This window comes from Novosphingobium aquimarinum, assembly GCF_009746585.1.
GTDB lineage: Bacteria > Pseudomonadota > Alphaproteobacteria > Sphingomonadales > Sphingomonadaceae > Novosphingobium > Novosphingobium aquimarinum.
The window spans coordinates 12,660-26,855 of sequence record NZ_WRPO01000013.1; the positions used below are offsets into that span (position 1 = coordinate 12,660).

Here is a 14,196-nt window from a genome sequence, read left to right on the forward strand (position 1 = left end):
GACCATCCCAAGGAGGATTCTCCATGTCGACCTATCATGTCGCCTTCACGGCGCGTGTCCCTCACTGGATTCTCGAGCACGCCGAGGCCGGGAACACGGACCGTGCGCGCAGCTGGATCCTCTTGCAAGGCTGGTATGAGCGCCGCAGGCTCGAATGGAACGCCACGCTTACGGTGGAACCGGACAAGGCCCACTCCCCGATACGCCATGAGGTCATTCTCGATCTCGATTGTCCCGAAACCGACAGGCCCAGCGCCGCCTCGTTCGCGTTCACCGTCAAGGTAGGCGTTCGCCATGGCGAGGATCCGATCCACAAAGCGCGCCGCGTGCTCGATCTGTCCCGCCGCCGTGACTCGCTGTGCCGCAAGGCCGACCGCTGGGACGTTCTGGACCGCGGCTCGTTTCGCGCCGTGCGCGGCAGTTCGCTGATTGGACCGATGCCGCCGCAGTGGCCCATCGACCGGACGCTGACCGCCTTTTCGAGCCATCTGGGGAGCTATGGACAAGGCGGGGTCGGCCTCGCGGGCTGGCAATGCAACGGGGGATCATGGATGGTGCTGCCGCTGACCTACTCCGACGGATGGATCTGGCTCACGCGCGAGGAGATACGGCCAGCGCCGGACCATCGGTCACTTGCGATCGCTGTCGATCAGCGAATCCTCGGTGTGCATCCCGATCAGCTCGCGGACTTCCCGCCCTGGGAGCATCGCTATGCCGGTCAACATCAGATCCTCGACATGCCTGACTTCGGAGCCGAAAGGCCCACAATCCTGCGGTTCGACGCGAGCGAGACCGGCTTCATCCTCGAGGCCGCCAACGGTCCGACCCGCTGGCGCTTCGCCATGGGCGACGACCTACCGCGCCCTGTCTGGGGCGGTTCGCGGAAACCGCGGCTGCTGTGCGAGGGCGAATCCGTCGCCGAGGCCTTCTGCCTCGCCCATGATTGCTATCTTGAAGTCTGACCGGGGTCACGCACGTAGCACTCGCCCACGCGCTACCGCGATCGTTGCTGTGACCGCATGCCATCGGTCGCGGCCCGCTGACCTACCGCTTCCGACATGGAGGATCACATGATCGTAATTTCAGGCCTGCGATGGAAGGTCCTGGCAGCCAGCGCCCCAGCCTGCTGCGACCCGGCAGATGTATGCCGCGAGGCCGTCGAACACTGCAACGCCTTGAGGGTCGGCATCGACGTCAGCTTCCGCGACAACATCATCGAAGCCCGGCCCGGCAGCGATCCCGCGCAGCTCGCCGACATCTTCGAGCGCCGCGCGGCCGAGCTGGCCAAGCCGGTCGGCTCTCCCTCGTCCGACCACGTTCAGTCCCAAGGGGAACGACCATGACCACCATCGTCCTGAGCAACGGCCATTTGCGCACAGAGACCGCCGACGCGGCGATCGACGCGCTGATCGAGATCCTGCGCGATCATCCGCTCAACCGTCTGTTCGAAAAATATGGCGACTTTGTCGAACGCGACGCCCGCAATCTGCGCGGCGAATGGCTGGAAGGCGTCGAGAATGCCGTCAGCTTCTTCGGCAACTTCTTCGATCGCTCTCATATCTTCAGCATCGTCTCGAACGATCCGGATCATGTCGACCGGCTCTGCACGGCGATCGCGGCCAACAGGCAGCGCGCCGACTATCTGCGTCAGCCGCCGCCTTATGATTCCGACAAGCTGGTCATCGAGCGCAAGCGTTTCAGCGTCACCCAAGGCGAAGTGCTGCTGACCTATAACGGCCAGCGGATCGAGCAATATGGCGACACGATCCGGCTCAATGGTCGCGGCGACTATGACGGCCATGACGACCATTACTGGCACGGCATCGCAAAGCGCGACCTCGCCCGTCGCCATGTCGAGGCCTTCGACCGCAGCAGGACCGCGAGCGAGCGGCCTGCTTCCTTGTAGCTGTCATCGCCCAGCCAGTACCGGCGGCCCGGGGCGGCCTGACCGCTTTAAGGCGATCAGCGGCATCCCCTCACAGATCCATTTTCGCCCCGAGGCCGCGGAAGCGGGCCTCGGATGTGGCGCTTGCGCGCCTGCTCGGCCGAACGGCCGAGGAGGGGAGTGGGGAAGGAGGAAGTTGGCTCGGACACAGTGTTCGAGACCGGCTTTCAGGAGACTTTCCCATGAATATCGGTTCGATCAAGCAGAATGACGCCGGCATTTTCGTCGGCAAGATCGCGACGCTGACGATTGCCATGACGATCGCGCTGCGCGAGGTGCACTCGGCCAATCCGAAGGCGCCGAAGTACGAGGTGCTGGCGCTGTCGGCATCGCGGGCGTGGGTGCAGGTGGGTGCGCTGTTCGAGCTTTTCTCTAACGGCACGGGCGAGGCGTTCCTCAACGGCAAGATCGAGGATCCGAGCCTGGCCGCGCCGCTCTACGTGTCGGCGTTCCGTCAGGAGGACGGCAGCTACAACGTCGTGTGGTCGCGCCCGACGCGCCGCCGCGACCTCGCCTCGGAGATGGCGCCCAAGGCCGACGAGGGCCTGCCGCCGCTGCCCGGCGCCGACGAGACCGCCGGCCCCGCCACACAGGGCACCGAAGCCGGCCTCGGACAGTCCTCCGCAAGCCATGCCTTCGGCTGCGAGCCGCAGCAGGAACAGCAGCAGGAAGGCGGACGCCGGCAGCGTCGTCAGCGCGCGCCGGAGCAGGCGGAGGAGCCCGAAACCGTCTGAACCTCCCCGTGCCCGGTCCCACACCTCCAGGCCGGGCACACCCTCCCGCTGGGCTCGCTTCGCTTCTCGCGAAGCGGGCCCTGTTTTCATTTACCCGGCAGCCCGCACGTCTGCATTCCGGCTTCAGTCTCCCTCTTGCGGAACCCGTCGTCGTGCCATGGCCAGCAGCGCAGCGACGACGCATCCCGCGACGATCCCGAAGGTCAGGTCCTTGACCAGGGTCAGCCCAAAGGTCGCCAGGAGCACCAAGGCCGTGGGCCAGCTGCGGATCAGGCGCAGAAACTCCGCCTTCTCGGCCATGTTCCAGCACACCACCAGAAGGACGCCGGCGAGCGCGGAGAGCGGAACGTACCGTGCGAGCGGTGCCGCGACGAGCATGAAGAGCAGGACGAACAGCGCGTGCATCATGCCCGACAGCGGACTGATCGCGCCGGCCCGAATGTTGGTTGCTGTGCGTGCGATCGTGCCGGTGACGCTGATCCCTCCGAACAAGGCGGACACGATATTGGCAAGCCCCTGCGCAACAAGCTCCATGTTGGAGCGATGCTTGCGCCCGGACATGCTGTCGGCGACCTTCGCTGACAGCAGACTTTCGACGCCGCCGAGCAGCGTAAACGACAGGGCCGACGGCAGCAGCTGGAGAACCAGCGCCCACGACAGCTGCGGCGCCTGCGGCGTCGGAAGCCCACGCGGGATCTCTCCGAAACGGCTGCCGATCGTCTCTGCCGGAAGCTGCAGCCAGGCGGCAGCTATCGAAGCCAGGACGACCGCGATCAGCATACCGGGCCAGTTCGGCCGGAACCGGCGCACCACGAAAATCAGCGCGGCGCATCCCAGGCCGAGCACCGCGGCCGCGGGCGTCACCGTCGAAGCCGCGTTGCCCAGCCCCACCAGCTTGGGGATGAGGGGGCCAGGTTCCGCTCCGTCGAGATGAAGACCGAAGAGGTCCCGGATTTCTCCGGAGAAGATCGTCACCGCAATGCCGCAGGTGAAGCCCACCGTCACCGGATGGGGAATATGGCGGATCAATGAGCCCAGCCGCGAAAGTCCAATCAGCGTCAGCAGGGCCCCGGACAGCATCACGGTGACGAGGAGGCCGTTCAGACCGAATTTCGTCGTGGTCGCCGCGACCAGAACAATGAAAGCCCCGGCGGGACCCCCAATCTGATAGCGGCTACCGCCCAAGGCCGAAACGAGGAATCCGCCGATGATCGCGGTATAGAGCCCTCGCTCGGGCGACACCCCCGAAGCCACGGCGATCGCCATCGACAGCGGCAGAGCGACGATCGCGACCGTCACGGCGGCCAGCACGTCCTTGCGAAACGACGAGAAGGAGTAGCCCTCGCTCAGGACCGTGAGCAGCTTCGGCCGGAAGAGATGCGATGTCGCCGTTCCGTCAGGCATCGCTATGACGCCGACGCATTGTCCGGCGTGCGCCGCACGGGCTCGCGCAGGGTCGGGCTGGTGGGATCGCGCAGCCGGACGCCACGCCCGCCACTCGTGCTAACGCTGTTTTCCCGGATGAGTTCGATGCCCTCGCGTTCGAGCGCGTCGACCACCTTGGTCAAGGTGTCGACGACGCCCCGGACATAGCCATCGCTCGCCGCTTCCATCCGCTGGATCGTGGGAAGCGATACGCCGGCGCGCTCGGCGAGCGTGCGCTGGTCGATTCCGAGAAGCGCGCGCGCCGCGCGAAGCTGGGCCGGAGTGAGCATCGGCATGATGTAAAATACATCAGAAATGACGTCAAGGATCGCTTAAAAGCGTTGTAGAGTATCTATCATGCTATCCTAAACTTGCTTTCAGCGCCATCAAACTGCTAACGCTCAGGCACCCAAACCACCTTTTTAACCGCGCGCGCTCGACGCGACGCCCAGGTATTCGGAGAGTTTCGATGTCGGACGCCCTTATCGCTGAAACGCTGGCCGCCCCGACTCGCCATCGTCGCCTCGCCGCCTGGGTGGACGAGATCGCCGCCCTTACCAAACCGGACCGGGTCCACTGGTGCGATGGCTCCGAGGCCGAGTGGGACGCGCTTACCGCGCAGCTCGTCGCCGCCGGAACCCTGCGCCGCCTCGATCCCGCGAAGCGTCCCAACTCCTTCTGGGCCGCATCCGATCCACGCGACGTCGCGCGCGTCGAAAGCCGCACCTTCATCTGCGCCGAGGACGAGGCCGACGCCGGCCCTACCAACAATTGGCGCGCACCGCATGAGATGCGCGATACGCTCCACGGCCTATTCGACGGCTGCATGCGCGGACGCACCATGTATGTCGTGCCCTTCTCCATGGGGCCGATCGGCTCGCCCATCAGCGCGCTCGGCGTGGAGATCACCGACAGTACCTATGTGGTGCTCTCGATGCGCGTGATGACGAGGATGGGCGCACCGGCGCTGGCAGCCCTGGGCGATGACGGCGAATTCGTTCCCGCGGTCCACTCGGTCGGCGCTCCGCTGGCGCCCGGCCAGGCCGACGTCGCCTGGCCCTGCAACGAGACCAAATATATCGTCCATTTCCCTGAAACGCGCGAGATCTGGTCCTATGGATCGGGCTATGGCGGCAACGCCCTGCTAGGCAAGAAATGCTATGCGCTGCGCATCGCCTCGGTCATGGCCCGCGACGACGGCTGGCTTGCTGAGCATATGCTGATCCTCAAGCTGACCTCGCCCGAAGGCGGCGTGCATTATGTCGCCGCCGCTTTTCCCTCGGCCTGCGGCAAGACCAACCTCGCCATGCTGCAGCCAACCATTCCAGGCTGGAAGGCCGAAACGATCGGCGACGACATCGCCTGGATGCGCTTTGGCGACGATGGCCGGCTCTATGCCATCAATCCCGAGGCCGGATTCTTCGGCGTCGCACCCGGGACGAGCGCAACGACCAACGCCAATGCCCTGGCCAGCCTCAACGCCAACACGATCTTCACCAACACCGCGCTCACCGCCGACGGTGATGTCTGGTGGGAGGGCCTGACGAAGGAGCCGCCCGACGGGCTTACGGACTGGCGCGGCCAGGCCTGGTCTCCCGATCTCGGGACGCCGGCCGCCCATCCCAACGCGCGCTTCGCCTGTCCCGCCGGCCAGTGCCCGGCCATCGCACCCGAATGGGAGCATCCCAAGGGCGTCCCGATCTCGGCGATCCTGTTCGGCGGCCGGCGCGCGACGACCGCTCCGCTCGTCACCGAGGCCTTCGACTGGCAGCACGGTGTGTTCCTGGCCTCGAATGTCGCCTCCGAAGGTACGGCTGCGGCCGAGACCAAGATCGGGGATGTCCGCCGCGACCCCTTCGCGATGCTGCCCTTCTGCGGCTACAATATGGGCGACTACTTCGCGCATTGGCTCAAGCTGGGAGCAGAAGCAGCGGATCCAGCCAAGCTGCCACGCATCTTCTACGTCAACTGGTTCCGCAAGGATGCCCATGGCCGCTTTCTCTGGCCCGGCTTCGGCGACAACGCCCGCGTCCTCAAATGGATCGCGGACCGGCTCGACGGGTGCGTCGAGGCGGAAGACAAGGCCATCGGCCGCCTTCCCAATAGGCACGACCTCGATCTGCAGGGGCTCGATCTGTCGGATGACGCGGTCACCGCCTTGCTCGCCGTCGATGACGATGAATGGCGCGCCGAGGCCGAGCGCATCCGCCGTGACTATGCGCGCTTCGGCGACCGCCTGCCCGCCGCCTTGACCGCCGAACTCGGCGCGCTCGAAGCCCGTCTGGCGTGAAGGGCGCCATCGATCGTGACCGACGCAAACGACGACTATGTCTATGACGAAGCCTCTGGCGACTGGATCACCGCTGCCGAAGCAGCCGTGAATGCCCGGACCGCCGAGACGATCGAGGTCCGCGATGCCGTTGGCAACGTCCTCGCCGATGGCGACAGCATCATCACGATCAAGGACCTCAAAGTGAAGGGGGCGGGGCAGACCCTGCGCAAGGGTACCGTGATCAAGGCGATAAGGCTGACCGGCGACGCTCAGGAAATCGACTGCCGCTACGAAGGCATCAAGGGCTTGGTCCTGCGCGCGGAATTCGTCCGCAAGCACTGACATGGCTGGCGAGGCTTCGCCGACCGCTCCAAGGACGAAGCAGGCCGGTGCCCCGCGGCCCGATGGTCATGGAGCCTGACCGAGTTGCGTGGACGGCGTCAGAACCTGCGCCCATCGCCGTCCACGCGGCCGGTGATCATGCCCGACCACTTGGCGCCGCGCCCTTCTCGTGTCTGGCGCTAGCCGAGCGCCGCCCGGCATGACCTGACGGCGTAACGCCGCCGTGGAAGGCGCGCCGATGTCAAGCTGCGACGCAGGCCGTCCCCGACCATTTGGGCACCGATGAATGTCTGACGCGCGCTGCAGTCGTGCTGCCGGCGTGTCTCGCCGTGGCGGGTCCGTGTGAAGACCGTCCATGCCGCGCGCCTTGCCGATATCACCGCGGGGCCATCCGCTTGTCTGGATGAACGCTACGCCCGTGCGGGATCCCCGCAACCCGCCATTTTCCGACCGTGTTGAGGCCTGACGGCCTCTGCCCGCACCACTCGAAAAATGGGGGTTTCCCCGCGCTGAAGCGCAGGTGCGGTGCCCCCTCGATCACGGGCCTTCGCGATTGTTCATCCCAGCGGGATCGGCCCGCTGGCGTGAAACGCGAAAGGCATCAGGCCATGAACAAGGTTTTTCTCTCGGGCCGCATCACCTCGGACATCACCCGCTTCGGCACGGACAGCAAGGGCGGCGTCAGCTTCAGCCTCGTCACCTCGAAGCCGGTGATCAAGGACGGCCAGGTCCAGAAGGACGACAACGGCTACACCGAAACCTACGACGAGTTCCATCAGGTCAAGGCCTTCAACGGCCTCGGCAAGTCGGTCGCCAACAACAAGAAGAAGGGCGACAAGCTCCTGGTGGTCGGCGAGATCCGCTACAGCCGCAACGAGCGCGACGGGCGCACCTACTACAACACCGACATCGTCGCCGAGGAAATCGAGTTCCTCTGACCGTCTCCCGGGCGGTCGCTCGCGGCCGCCCTCCACCTTCCTTCAGATGGAGAGCAAGATGTTCACTCTCACCAGCTTCGACGACATCGCCGGAATCGCCCAGGGCGTCGAGATCACCAACCCCAACATGGTCGAGCGCATCCGCCGCGCGGCAGACAGCCTTAACCGCCACGAGATCGCCGCGCACCTCGGCCAGGCGATCACCGAGGCGACCGACGCCGCGCATGTCCGCGACTTCGAGGAAGTGCAGTTCGGCGAGGCGAGCGCCGATGCGATCGTCGATTGCGAATATTACGAAGATCTCGCCGCAGCCTGGTCGCTGATCGCCAGCGAGCATCAGCTGACCATTCCCCATTCCATCTTCGCGCACGACGGGTCGGTCCACTGACCCGTCACACGCCTTTCGAACGGAGTACCGTCATGATCAAACCTGCCCCTTCGAACACCGCCGCCGCCCATTGCTACGGCATCGTCCTTCACCATCGGCTCGCCTGGTGGCTGGTCGAATTTCCCGAACTCGACGCGGCGCCGACCGCCGCGCGCAAGCTTTCGGGCAAGCTCACGCCGGGCATGGCCGACTGGCTCCGCTCCGAGACCGGCGATGCCGGTCTCGCGGCCGACGTCGCTGCGCTCCATCCCCAGAGCCGGTGCTGGTCCGGCGAATTCTCCTACCTCCCCGCGGCCGGCGCCGCCGACCAGATCGACATCGATGCCCATCCCTGGGGCAGCGAAGCCGGTGAACTCGAGACCCGGCTCGCGCGCACGATGATCGATGCGACACTGCATCCGGTTCCCGCGGGCTTCATCTCAGTCTTCACGGGCCTACCGCCGGAGAACCAGCCCGTGCTCGCGATCAGGTTGAGCGGCTACACCTGTTCGACCTTCGAACTGCTCACCGCCCGGCATATGCCGACCTATCGGCCGCGGTCGCCCTGGCGCGACATCTCGGCCGATGCGGTCAGCGATAGCGGCAGCGACATCATCGGCTGGCAGCCGGCGGCCGACTGGATCAGGCCTATCTGATCCGTGCGGCGAAGCCGGCGAGTGTCGTTGGCTTCGCCCTGCCTTTCGCTCGAGCCTGACTATCATCTGCCCGCGCGAGCGCACAGCCGGGCGCCACCACCGCTGGTGGCGTTTTCCACTTGCCGTGCCCACCTCCCGGTGAAATCCGGACGCCGGCGGCTCCTGTCGTGACCCGGCTCTCATGCGTGCCGCAGGTTGTGCCGCGCCTTGTGCCGCGTGAGGTTCATCGCCCTGCCGCGAGCCGCGTTCACTGCGCCCGGGCCCTATCGCTCAGCCCCGTTCGGACATGCGGGCGCGAGCGTGTCAGCCGGCGATCGAACTGCCTCGCAGCCAGCTCCTCAATCCAGGTGATCGATACCGTGACGCCCCAGGACGTCAGGCACCGGGGAGGTTTGCGGTGACCATCCAGTGCCGGGCGGGCCGGCGAGGTTTTGCCCGGACAAGAAGAAGAGAAGAGGGTTTCGGCGCATCCCGCCCAACGCTTCGCGCCGGGCGGGACCGGGGCTCTATTCGCTAAGCCGCCGCCCGCGCGTACCGCACGTGCCCCGGCCAAGCTCACGGAGCCAGGCCTTCGGCCCGTCTCCGCCCATTCGGGTGACGAACCCGCTTGCGGGATTCCCCCGGTGAGGTTTGAAATCCCTATTCCTCTCTTGTGTCTGCCTAGTTTGGCATGCGGGGTTGGCAGTCCGTCGAGGATGAGCGGTCCCCCCAATTTTTTCGTGCGGCCGCTGCCGCGCCCACCCGAAAAAAATCGGTTCCCCCGCTCCCCGCTGGTGCGGCGTCAACCGGGGTCCGGCCGCGGCCGGCTTCCCGGTTAACGTCCCCGACCTCCCTGACCGCCGCATGTCCTGAACAAGGCCTCATCGCGTGGATGAGACATCCAAAAGCCACGGAGGCCAACATGTCCAAGTCCTTCTCGAACTTCGCCGATTTCGCCAGCTTCATCGCCAGCGAGACGGGAACCGACCAGCGTAGCCCGCTCTACGAAGCCGCCTTCATCGAGCATGACGAGCGCGCCAAGCTTTCGCCTGTCGACGAGAGCGAGCAACTGGAAATGCCCGATCCGGAACAGAGCCGAGCCGCCGTCGAAATGGTGATGGCGACGCTCTTCGATGTGTTCCGCGACACCCGCCTCGAACCCTTCGCGAGCGATCTCGCCTGGGGCTTCGTCAACAGCTTCCATGTGGTGGCGAAGCGCATCAGCGACCGCGAGGACGATGCGGCCAAGGAGCTTGGCGAACTCGCGCGCAGCTTCGATCCCAGCGAAATCTACGCATCGCAGATCGAGGAGGCGCAGCTGCTCTGCCAGACGCTGCAGGGGTGCCGGGATGCCATGGAATGCATGCGCGACCACGCCGCCGACGTCTACCGGGTCGAGACCGGACGGCCCTATTCGCCGACGCGCGGCAGCCGGGTCTCGAAGGGCGTCACCGCCTCGATGATCGACGCCCGAGACTATCTCGCCGCCCGGATGCGGGAACGCCGTGAGCAGTTCGCTCCGGAAGGTCCGGTCGTTGCCTTCTCGGGCGGTCAGGTCTGGGAGGATCATGACATGCTCTGGAAGGGTCTGGACTCGATCCTGGCCCGCATCCCGGAGATGATCCTCGCCACGACAGCACAGACCAAGGGCTGCGATGCCATCGCGCAGGCATGGGCAGCAGCACGCGGCGTGAAGGTCATCATGTTCCGCCTCGACCGCCGGCTGGGGGCCAAGGCCGCCTTCGTCCGCAACGATCGGCTGCTCGCCCTCAAGCCGGTCGAAGCTGTCGTCTGCGAAGGCTCCGGCATCCAGATGAACCTCGCCCAGAAGCTGCGGCAGGCAGGCGTTCCCCTCCACATCGTGAAGCTCGAACCGTCAGCCAAGCCGCAGCCCGCCCAGCCCACCGGCAGAACCGCAAAGTCGCGGGACGAATTCGATCCCTGGACCCAGGACGACTATTACGCCGCCATGGTGAACGGCGGTGGTCGCCGTCGTCGGTGACGCGTCCGGGAGAGGCTCCGGCAATCGCCGGGGCCTCTCCTGCTTTTTCGCTGCGAGGATGCGGTGCGCGGGGGCATCGAACCCCCGCGCACCGCCGGGCGCTGGCGCGCGCCGCACGGACAATACCCGAAAGGGCCAAGGAAAGAGGGGAGAGGCGAGGCGCTTTCAGCCGAGGAGACCAAGCCCGTGTCCATCCTGTTCCGCATCACCGAGCCGGCCGACGATACAGCCTCGCCCAGCGCCATCATCACAGCCCGCAAGCTTGCGGCTTTCCGCCGGTTCCTCCGTTCCGAAGGAGATCGTATCGGCATCGCGCTGCTCGAACCCGACGAATATCTTGGCGACAGCTTCGAGGCGCGCGTCTGTCCACTCGCGCTCGCCGCGATCACGGGCATTTTCGACCACGAGGCCACTGTCATCGCAGTCGTCGAGGAGGCCCAGTTCAGAGGCAAGCGCATCGCGATCCATCACTGCCCGAGCAGCGCCGAGATCATCCTGCGCGTCGCCCTCACGTCCGATCAGGGCGTCGAACTCGATCTCGCCTACGGCAATGCCTACGCGCTGCTCGAAGCGCTCGCGATCGAGCCTGACAGCGTCGGTGACATCCCCATCGATCTCCTACGCGCCCGGCTGTCCGATCCGGCCACGCCGAGCCGCGCGGCGCTGCGCGGTGTCGGTCATTACCTGCCCCGACTAGAGCGTCTCGTCGCGAGCGCGCAGGAGCGCGAGGCTGCCCGCTTCGCATGGGCCTGACATGCGTTAGTCCCGGCAATTCTTCTCCGGCGGGATCCTGTCGGTCCTTCGACGCATGAGGCTGTCGATCGCCGCCTGTAAATGACAGGTCGCCATCTGCTCGCCAGCTTGCTCGAGCGCCGCCATCGCCTCACGCATCAGCACGACTGCGAGGGCCCGGCGGACGTTTGAATCGATTCCCTGCGGATCATATATGTCGATTGATTCCGGCGTGCGCGGTGCGGCTTTCGCGCGGCGGGGAACAATCTCTCGTCCCGAATTGGTCATCCCCAGGCTCCCCGCAATGCGCAAAGGTCGAACCCTTGCTCAAAACTCCCGCGCACGAGGCGCGGGAGCCGGGGCTGGTAACACGTCGAGACATGCGCCTACGCTTTTAGCACCAAGGCACCTGGACATATGCGCAGGCACCCCGGCGTGAGATCACACCGAGCTGCCTTTCTCGACGGGATTACCAGTCCCGGCGCCACGGCCTTCGCGGCGCAAACAGCCACCTATCACAGACATGGGAAGACACCAAGGTGGGTCGTCTGAACAGCGAGCCACAGTGCCTTGCCGGCAGGCACGGACACGTGCCTAAGATGGGAGACGGGACCCAAGCTCTCTCACATCTCGGCATCAGACGAGGCTTCATCGCCAAAGCATGACGCTGGGTGTCGATCGGCCGTCAAGGATCAGCGGTCCCCCCAATTTTGCCGGCCGGCGCGCTGCGCTTCCCGGCGACAAAATCGGCTCCCCCCGCTGCCCGCTCACGCGGCGGCCATGCCGTCCCTGACCGCCTCAACACCGCGTCCAGATGAGCCCATCCTCATCGATGCGAGATGGGGAGCGCACCATCATCAACGGAGGCTTCGATGGACAATCTTCACCACTCCCTGCGCACGCTGTTCAGCACCCCATTCTGTCCAAACTGCACGACCCTCTTCGACGCCGAGCAATATGATCATGTCGACGAACGCGCGCGCTGCTCGCACTGCGGAACCGTCTATCGGATCCCCGACGACCATGTGCCGGACAATCCGGATGACGACATCGACGACGTCCGGCCGGATACCGCCCATATTGTCCAACCGCACGAGCCGGGCTACTGGCCAGCGCAAGCGACTGGCTTCCGGCTCATTCGCCTGCTCGAAAGATATCTCGCACTTACCCAGACCTGCGGGCGCTTAGTCAGCGTTGCCCAAACCTCCACCGAACGGGATTTCTTCAGGGCCGAGCATGACCGGCTCTACCGCCTAACTTGCCGCATCGCACGCCAGGTCGCCCGATCGAACGGCTACGCGATCCTTCGAGCACTCTCGGACGATAGCCCGGCCTATCGCGTGGTGATCCAGAACCAGCCTATCGCTCTATCCGGGGGTTCGTGCATCAAGGAGACGCCGCAGTTTCTGACCCTCGAACAGTTGCGTGCCGACGCGGAACGGCTCGCCGAAGCGGAGATGCGGGCCACCGCCGGCGCGACGTACGAACTCTACGCCCGCCAGTTCTCCACGGCCTGTGCACGCGCCATCAACAAGCTTGATCCGGACCTGCGCCGCTACGCCGTCAAGATCGCCAATGACCACGGCTACATCGCGGGCGAGGACGAGCGATATGCCGACTTCGGACCCGGCCTATGCTCCCTGACCGGCATCGACGAACACTATTGCCATTGCGGCCGTCACCCCTGACGGCAGCCGGGACCGGGCCACGCGCTCGGTCCCGTTCTTTCGACGAGATGGCTCGATGCCCCGGCTCGCTCGCGTGCCATGCGGACCCTTCGGTCCGCACGTCGCTACGCCTCGGCCGAGGTCTCCCGACGAGAGGGAACATCTCTCACAGTCTTCCCATTCTGTCAGACGTCCGAGGCCGCCTCAAGGACGGCGGGGCCCCACGATTTTCTTCGGCGGATCGAGGGGAGGCGCTCGTCCTTCGGCGTGGTGGCCGCCGAAGAAAATCGTGACCCCCACCGCCGCTTCGCGGCCCGCTTCGCGGGTCCTTGACCCGGCCTCGGCCGCCTGACGCGCCGCTCCTGTCATTCAAGACAGACAGGAGCGAATCCATGCAGATGATCTCGACCAGCGCCGCCGCCGACAACGCCGCCTTCTTCGCAGCCATCGCGAACGCCGAACGCCGCGCGCTTCACAGCTACTTCGACCAGCACGTCGTGGCGGACGACGAGGCGGGCTACATCACCATCGACGAGGGCGATTACGGCGCGCTGCCGATGACGATCATCGACCGGATCGTCCACAGCGTGCCGGGCGGACTGCTCGACGAATATTGAGGCAAGACGGGGAGGGGCGCGCACGCGCCTCTCCCTTTTTTTGTGTGGCGATGTTACGGGCATGGGGGGCATCGAACCCCCCATGCCCGTGCCGCGACAAGGGTCGCGGCGGGGGCTGTTCAGGCCGTGAGGCGCTTTTCCACTTCGTCGATGCCGAGCGACCGGATACGGGCAACGAGCCCACCCAATCGCTTGCCGTCGAGCTTCAGCAGGCCGGTCTTCTCAAGAGCCTGGATCGCGGCCTCGCGTTCCTTCTCTTCCAGCCGTTGCCGTCGCTCCTCGAGCTTGCGGCCTTCCTCTTCTATCGCTGCTCTTTCCTGTTCCAATGTGCGTGCCATGAAGGGCCTCTCGGTTCACGCTGATCGGGCTATGAACAGGCCCACTATAAGCGCTCACCGGCCATGCCGGAAGCACGGAATGCGCGCCCGCCAAGCGGTTGGTCAACTGCCGCAACCATGGCTTTCCTTCCGTCCACCGGACGGCCTGGCGTCCCGCCGGAGGCGCTTCCCCATGCCATTTG

Annotated in this window: 17 protein-coding genes; 13 read left to right on the forward strand and 4 right to left on the reverse strand. The window is 65.7% G+C overall.

The genetic code is table 11. The features are described from left to right. Positions 1-23: 23 nt before the first annotated feature. From GQO94_RS13290 to GQO94_RS13305, 4 genes are all read left to right on the forward strand, one after another. Positions 24-962 carry a hypothetical protein gene (locus tag GQO94_RS13290; protein ID WP_011950447.1) on the forward strand — a complete coding sequence of 313 codons (939 nt, stop codon included), beginning with the start codon at positions 24-26 and terminating at the stop codon, positions 960-962. A 108-nt stretch (positions 963-1,070) separates the two neighbouring features. Next, the gene (locus GQO94_RS13295; protein ID WP_011950446.1) at positions 1,071-1,343 is read left to right on the forward strand and encodes a hypothetical protein; all 273 of its coding nucleotides are present in this window, start codon (positions 1,071-1,073) and stop codon (positions 1,341-1,343) included. Continuing rightward, positions 1,340-1,906 (forward strand): hypothetical protein, encoded by a 567-nt coding sequence (locus tag GQO94_RS13300; protein WP_011950445.1) that lies wholly within the window; start codon positions 1,340-1,342, stop codon positions 1,904-1,906. The genes GQO94_RS13295 and GQO94_RS13300 overlap by 4 nt, the downstream gene beginning before the upstream one ends. 221 nt (positions 1,907-2,127) lie before the next feature. Further along, complete coding sequence (locus tag GQO94_RS13305) at positions 2,128-2,679, forward strand: DUF736 domain-containing protein (protein ID WP_011950444.1); 552 nt, start codon at positions 2,128-2,130, stop codon at positions 2,677-2,679. Positions 2,680-2,802: 123 nt separating this feature from the next. On the opposite strand, the gene GQO94_RS13310 is transcribed toward GQO94_RS13305, so the two are convergent. Together GQO94_RS13310 and GQO94_RS13315 are read right to left on the reverse strand one after the other, a co-directional pair. Further along, complete coding sequence (locus GQO94_RS13310; protein ID WP_011950443.1) at positions 2,803-4,083, reverse strand: SulP family inorganic anion transporter; 1,281 nt, start codon at positions 4,081-4,083, stop codon at positions 2,803-2,805. Positions 4,084-4,085: 2 nt separating this feature from the next. Next, a complete protein-coding gene (locus GQO94_RS13315) occupies positions 4,086-4,400 on the reverse strand; it encodes a helix-turn-helix domain-containing protein (protein WP_011950442.1) in 315 nt (104 codons plus the stop codon). Between the two features lie 173 nt (positions 4,401-4,573). Here GQO94_RS13315 and GQO94_RS13320 point away from each other — a divergent pair, with 173 nt between their 5' ends. From GQO94_RS13320 to GQO94_RS13350, 7 genes are all read left to right on the forward strand, one after another. Next, entirely contained in the window at positions 4,574-6,394 is a 1,821-nt protein-coding gene (locus GQO94_RS13320; RefSeq protein WP_156842020.1) for a phosphoenolpyruvate carboxykinase (GTP), read from the forward strand. A gap of 15 nt (positions 6,395-6,409) precedes the next feature. Next, on the forward strand, positions 6,410-6,718 hold the full coding sequence (locus tag GQO94_RS13325) for an alkylphosphonate utilization protein (RefSeq protein ID WP_011950440.1): 309 nt from the start codon (positions 6,410-6,412) through the stop codon (positions 6,716-6,718). 608 nt (positions 6,719-7,326) lie between these two features. Then, positions 7,327-7,656 carry a single-stranded DNA-binding protein gene (locus GQO94_RS13330; RefSeq protein WP_011950439.1) on the forward strand — a complete coding sequence of 110 codons (330 nt, stop codon included), beginning with the start codon at positions 7,327-7,329 and terminating at the stop codon, positions 7,654-7,656. A gap of 58 nt (positions 7,657-7,714) precedes the next feature. Continuing rightward, the gene (locus tag GQO94_RS13335) at positions 7,715-8,044 is read left to right on the forward strand and encodes a hypothetical protein (RefSeq protein ID WP_011950438.1); all 330 of its coding nucleotides are present in this window, start codon (positions 7,715-7,717) and stop codon (positions 8,042-8,044) included. Between the two features lie 32 nt (positions 8,045-8,076). Then, positions 8,077-8,679, forward strand: a complete 603-nt coding sequence (locus tag GQO94_RS13340) for a hypothetical protein (protein ID WP_011950437.1) — start codon at positions 8,077-8,079, stop codon at positions 8,677-8,679. A 901-nt stretch (positions 8,680-9,580) separates the two neighbouring features. After that, the gene (locus GQO94_RS13345; RefSeq protein ID WP_011950436.1) at positions 9,581-10,660 is read left to right on the forward strand and encodes a DUF2493 domain-containing protein; all 1,080 of its coding nucleotides are present in this window, start codon (positions 9,581-9,583) and stop codon (positions 10,658-10,660) included. A 186-nt stretch (positions 10,661-10,846) separates the two neighbouring features. Further along, on the forward strand, positions 10,847-11,413 hold the full coding sequence (locus GQO94_RS13350; RefSeq protein ID WP_017184750.1) for a hypothetical protein: 567 nt from the start codon (positions 10,847-10,849) through the stop codon (positions 11,411-11,413). Positions 11,414-11,419: 6 nt separating this feature from the next. Here GQO94_RS13350 and GQO94_RS13355 read toward each other — a convergent pair whose 3' ends face one another. Further along, a complete protein-coding gene (locus tag GQO94_RS13355; RefSeq protein ID WP_017184751.1) occupies positions 11,420-11,680 on the reverse strand; it encodes a hypothetical protein in 261 nt (86 codons plus the stop codon). A 584-nt stretch (positions 11,681-12,264) separates the two neighbouring features. Between GQO94_RS13355 and GQO94_RS13360 the strand changes: the two genes are divergently transcribed. Beyond that, positions 12,265-13,080, forward strand: a complete 816-nt coding sequence (locus tag GQO94_RS13360; RefSeq protein ID WP_011950433.1) for a hypothetical protein — start codon at positions 12,265-12,267, stop codon at positions 13,078-13,080. Positions 13,081-13,451: 371 nt separating this feature from the next. Further along, the gene (locus GQO94_RS13365) at positions 13,452-13,676 is read left to right on the forward strand and encodes a hypothetical protein (protein WP_011950432.1); all 225 of its coding nucleotides are present in this window, start codon (positions 13,452-13,454) and stop codon (positions 13,674-13,676) included. A 119-nt stretch (positions 13,677-13,795) separates the two neighbouring features. On the opposite strand, the gene GQO94_RS13370 is transcribed toward GQO94_RS13365, so the two are convergent. After that, the gene (locus GQO94_RS13370) at positions 13,796-14,014 is read right to left on the reverse strand and encodes a hypothetical protein (protein WP_026002696.1); all 219 of its coding nucleotides are present in this window, start codon (positions 14,012-14,014) and stop codon (positions 13,796-13,798) included. Positions 14,015-14,196: the final 182 nt, after the last annotated feature.

Coding starts and splice junctions, on each gene's coding strand:
- GQO94_RS13290 (WP_011950447.1), top strand. CDS start 24: ATGTCGACCTATCATGTCGCCTTCACGGCGCGTGTCCCTCACTGGATT.
- GQO94_RS13295 (WP_011950446.1), top strand. CDS start 1,071: ATGATCGTAATTTCAGGCCTGCGATGGAAGGTCCTGGCAGCCAGCGCC.
- GQO94_RS13300 (WP_011950445.1), top strand. CDS start 1,340: ATGACCACCATCGTCCTGAGCAACGGCCATTTGCGCACAGAGACCGCC.
- GQO94_RS13305 (WP_011950444.1), top strand. CDS start 2,128: ATGAATATCGGTTCGATCAAGCAGAATGACGCCGGCATTTTCGTCGGC.
- GQO94_RS13310 (WP_011950443.1), bottom strand. CDS start 4,083: ATGCCTGACGGAACGGCGACATCGCATCTCTTCCGGCCGAAGCTGCTC.
- GQO94_RS13315 (WP_011950442.1), bottom strand. CDS start 4,400: ATGCCGATGCTCACTCCGGCCCAGCTTCGCGCGGCGCGCGCGCTTCTC.
- GQO94_RS13320 (WP_156842020.1), top strand. CDS start 4,574: ATGTCGGACGCCCTTATCGCTGAAACGCTGGCCGCCCCGACTCGCCAT.
- GQO94_RS13330 (WP_011950439.1), top strand. CDS start 7,327: ATGAACAAGGTTTTTCTCTCGGGCCGCATCACCTCGGACATCACCCGC.
- GQO94_RS13335 (WP_011950438.1), top strand. CDS start 7,715: ATGTTCACTCTCACCAGCTTCGACGACATCGCCGGAATCGCCCAGGGC.
- GQO94_RS13340 (WP_011950437.1), top strand. CDS start 8,077: ATGATCAAACCTGCCCCTTCGAACACCGCCGCCGCCCATTGCTACGGC.
- GQO94_RS13345 (WP_011950436.1), top strand. CDS start 9,581: ATGTCCAAGTCCTTCTCGAACTTCGCCGATTTCGCCAGCTTCATCGCC.
- GQO94_RS13355 (WP_017184751.1), bottom strand. CDS start 11,680: ATGACCAATTCGGGACGAGAGATTGTTCCCCGCCGCGCGAAAGCCGCA.
- GQO94_RS13360 (WP_011950433.1), top strand. CDS start 12,265: ATGGACAATCTTCACCACTCCCTGCGCACGCTGTTCAGCACCCCATTC.
- GQO94_RS13365 (WP_011950432.1), top strand. CDS start 13,452: ATGCAGATGATCTCGACCAGCGCCGCCGCCGACAACGCCGCCTTCTTC.
- GQO94_RS13370 (WP_026002696.1), bottom strand. CDS start 14,014: ATGGCACGCACATTGGAACAGGAAAGAGCAGCGATAGAAGAGGAAGGC.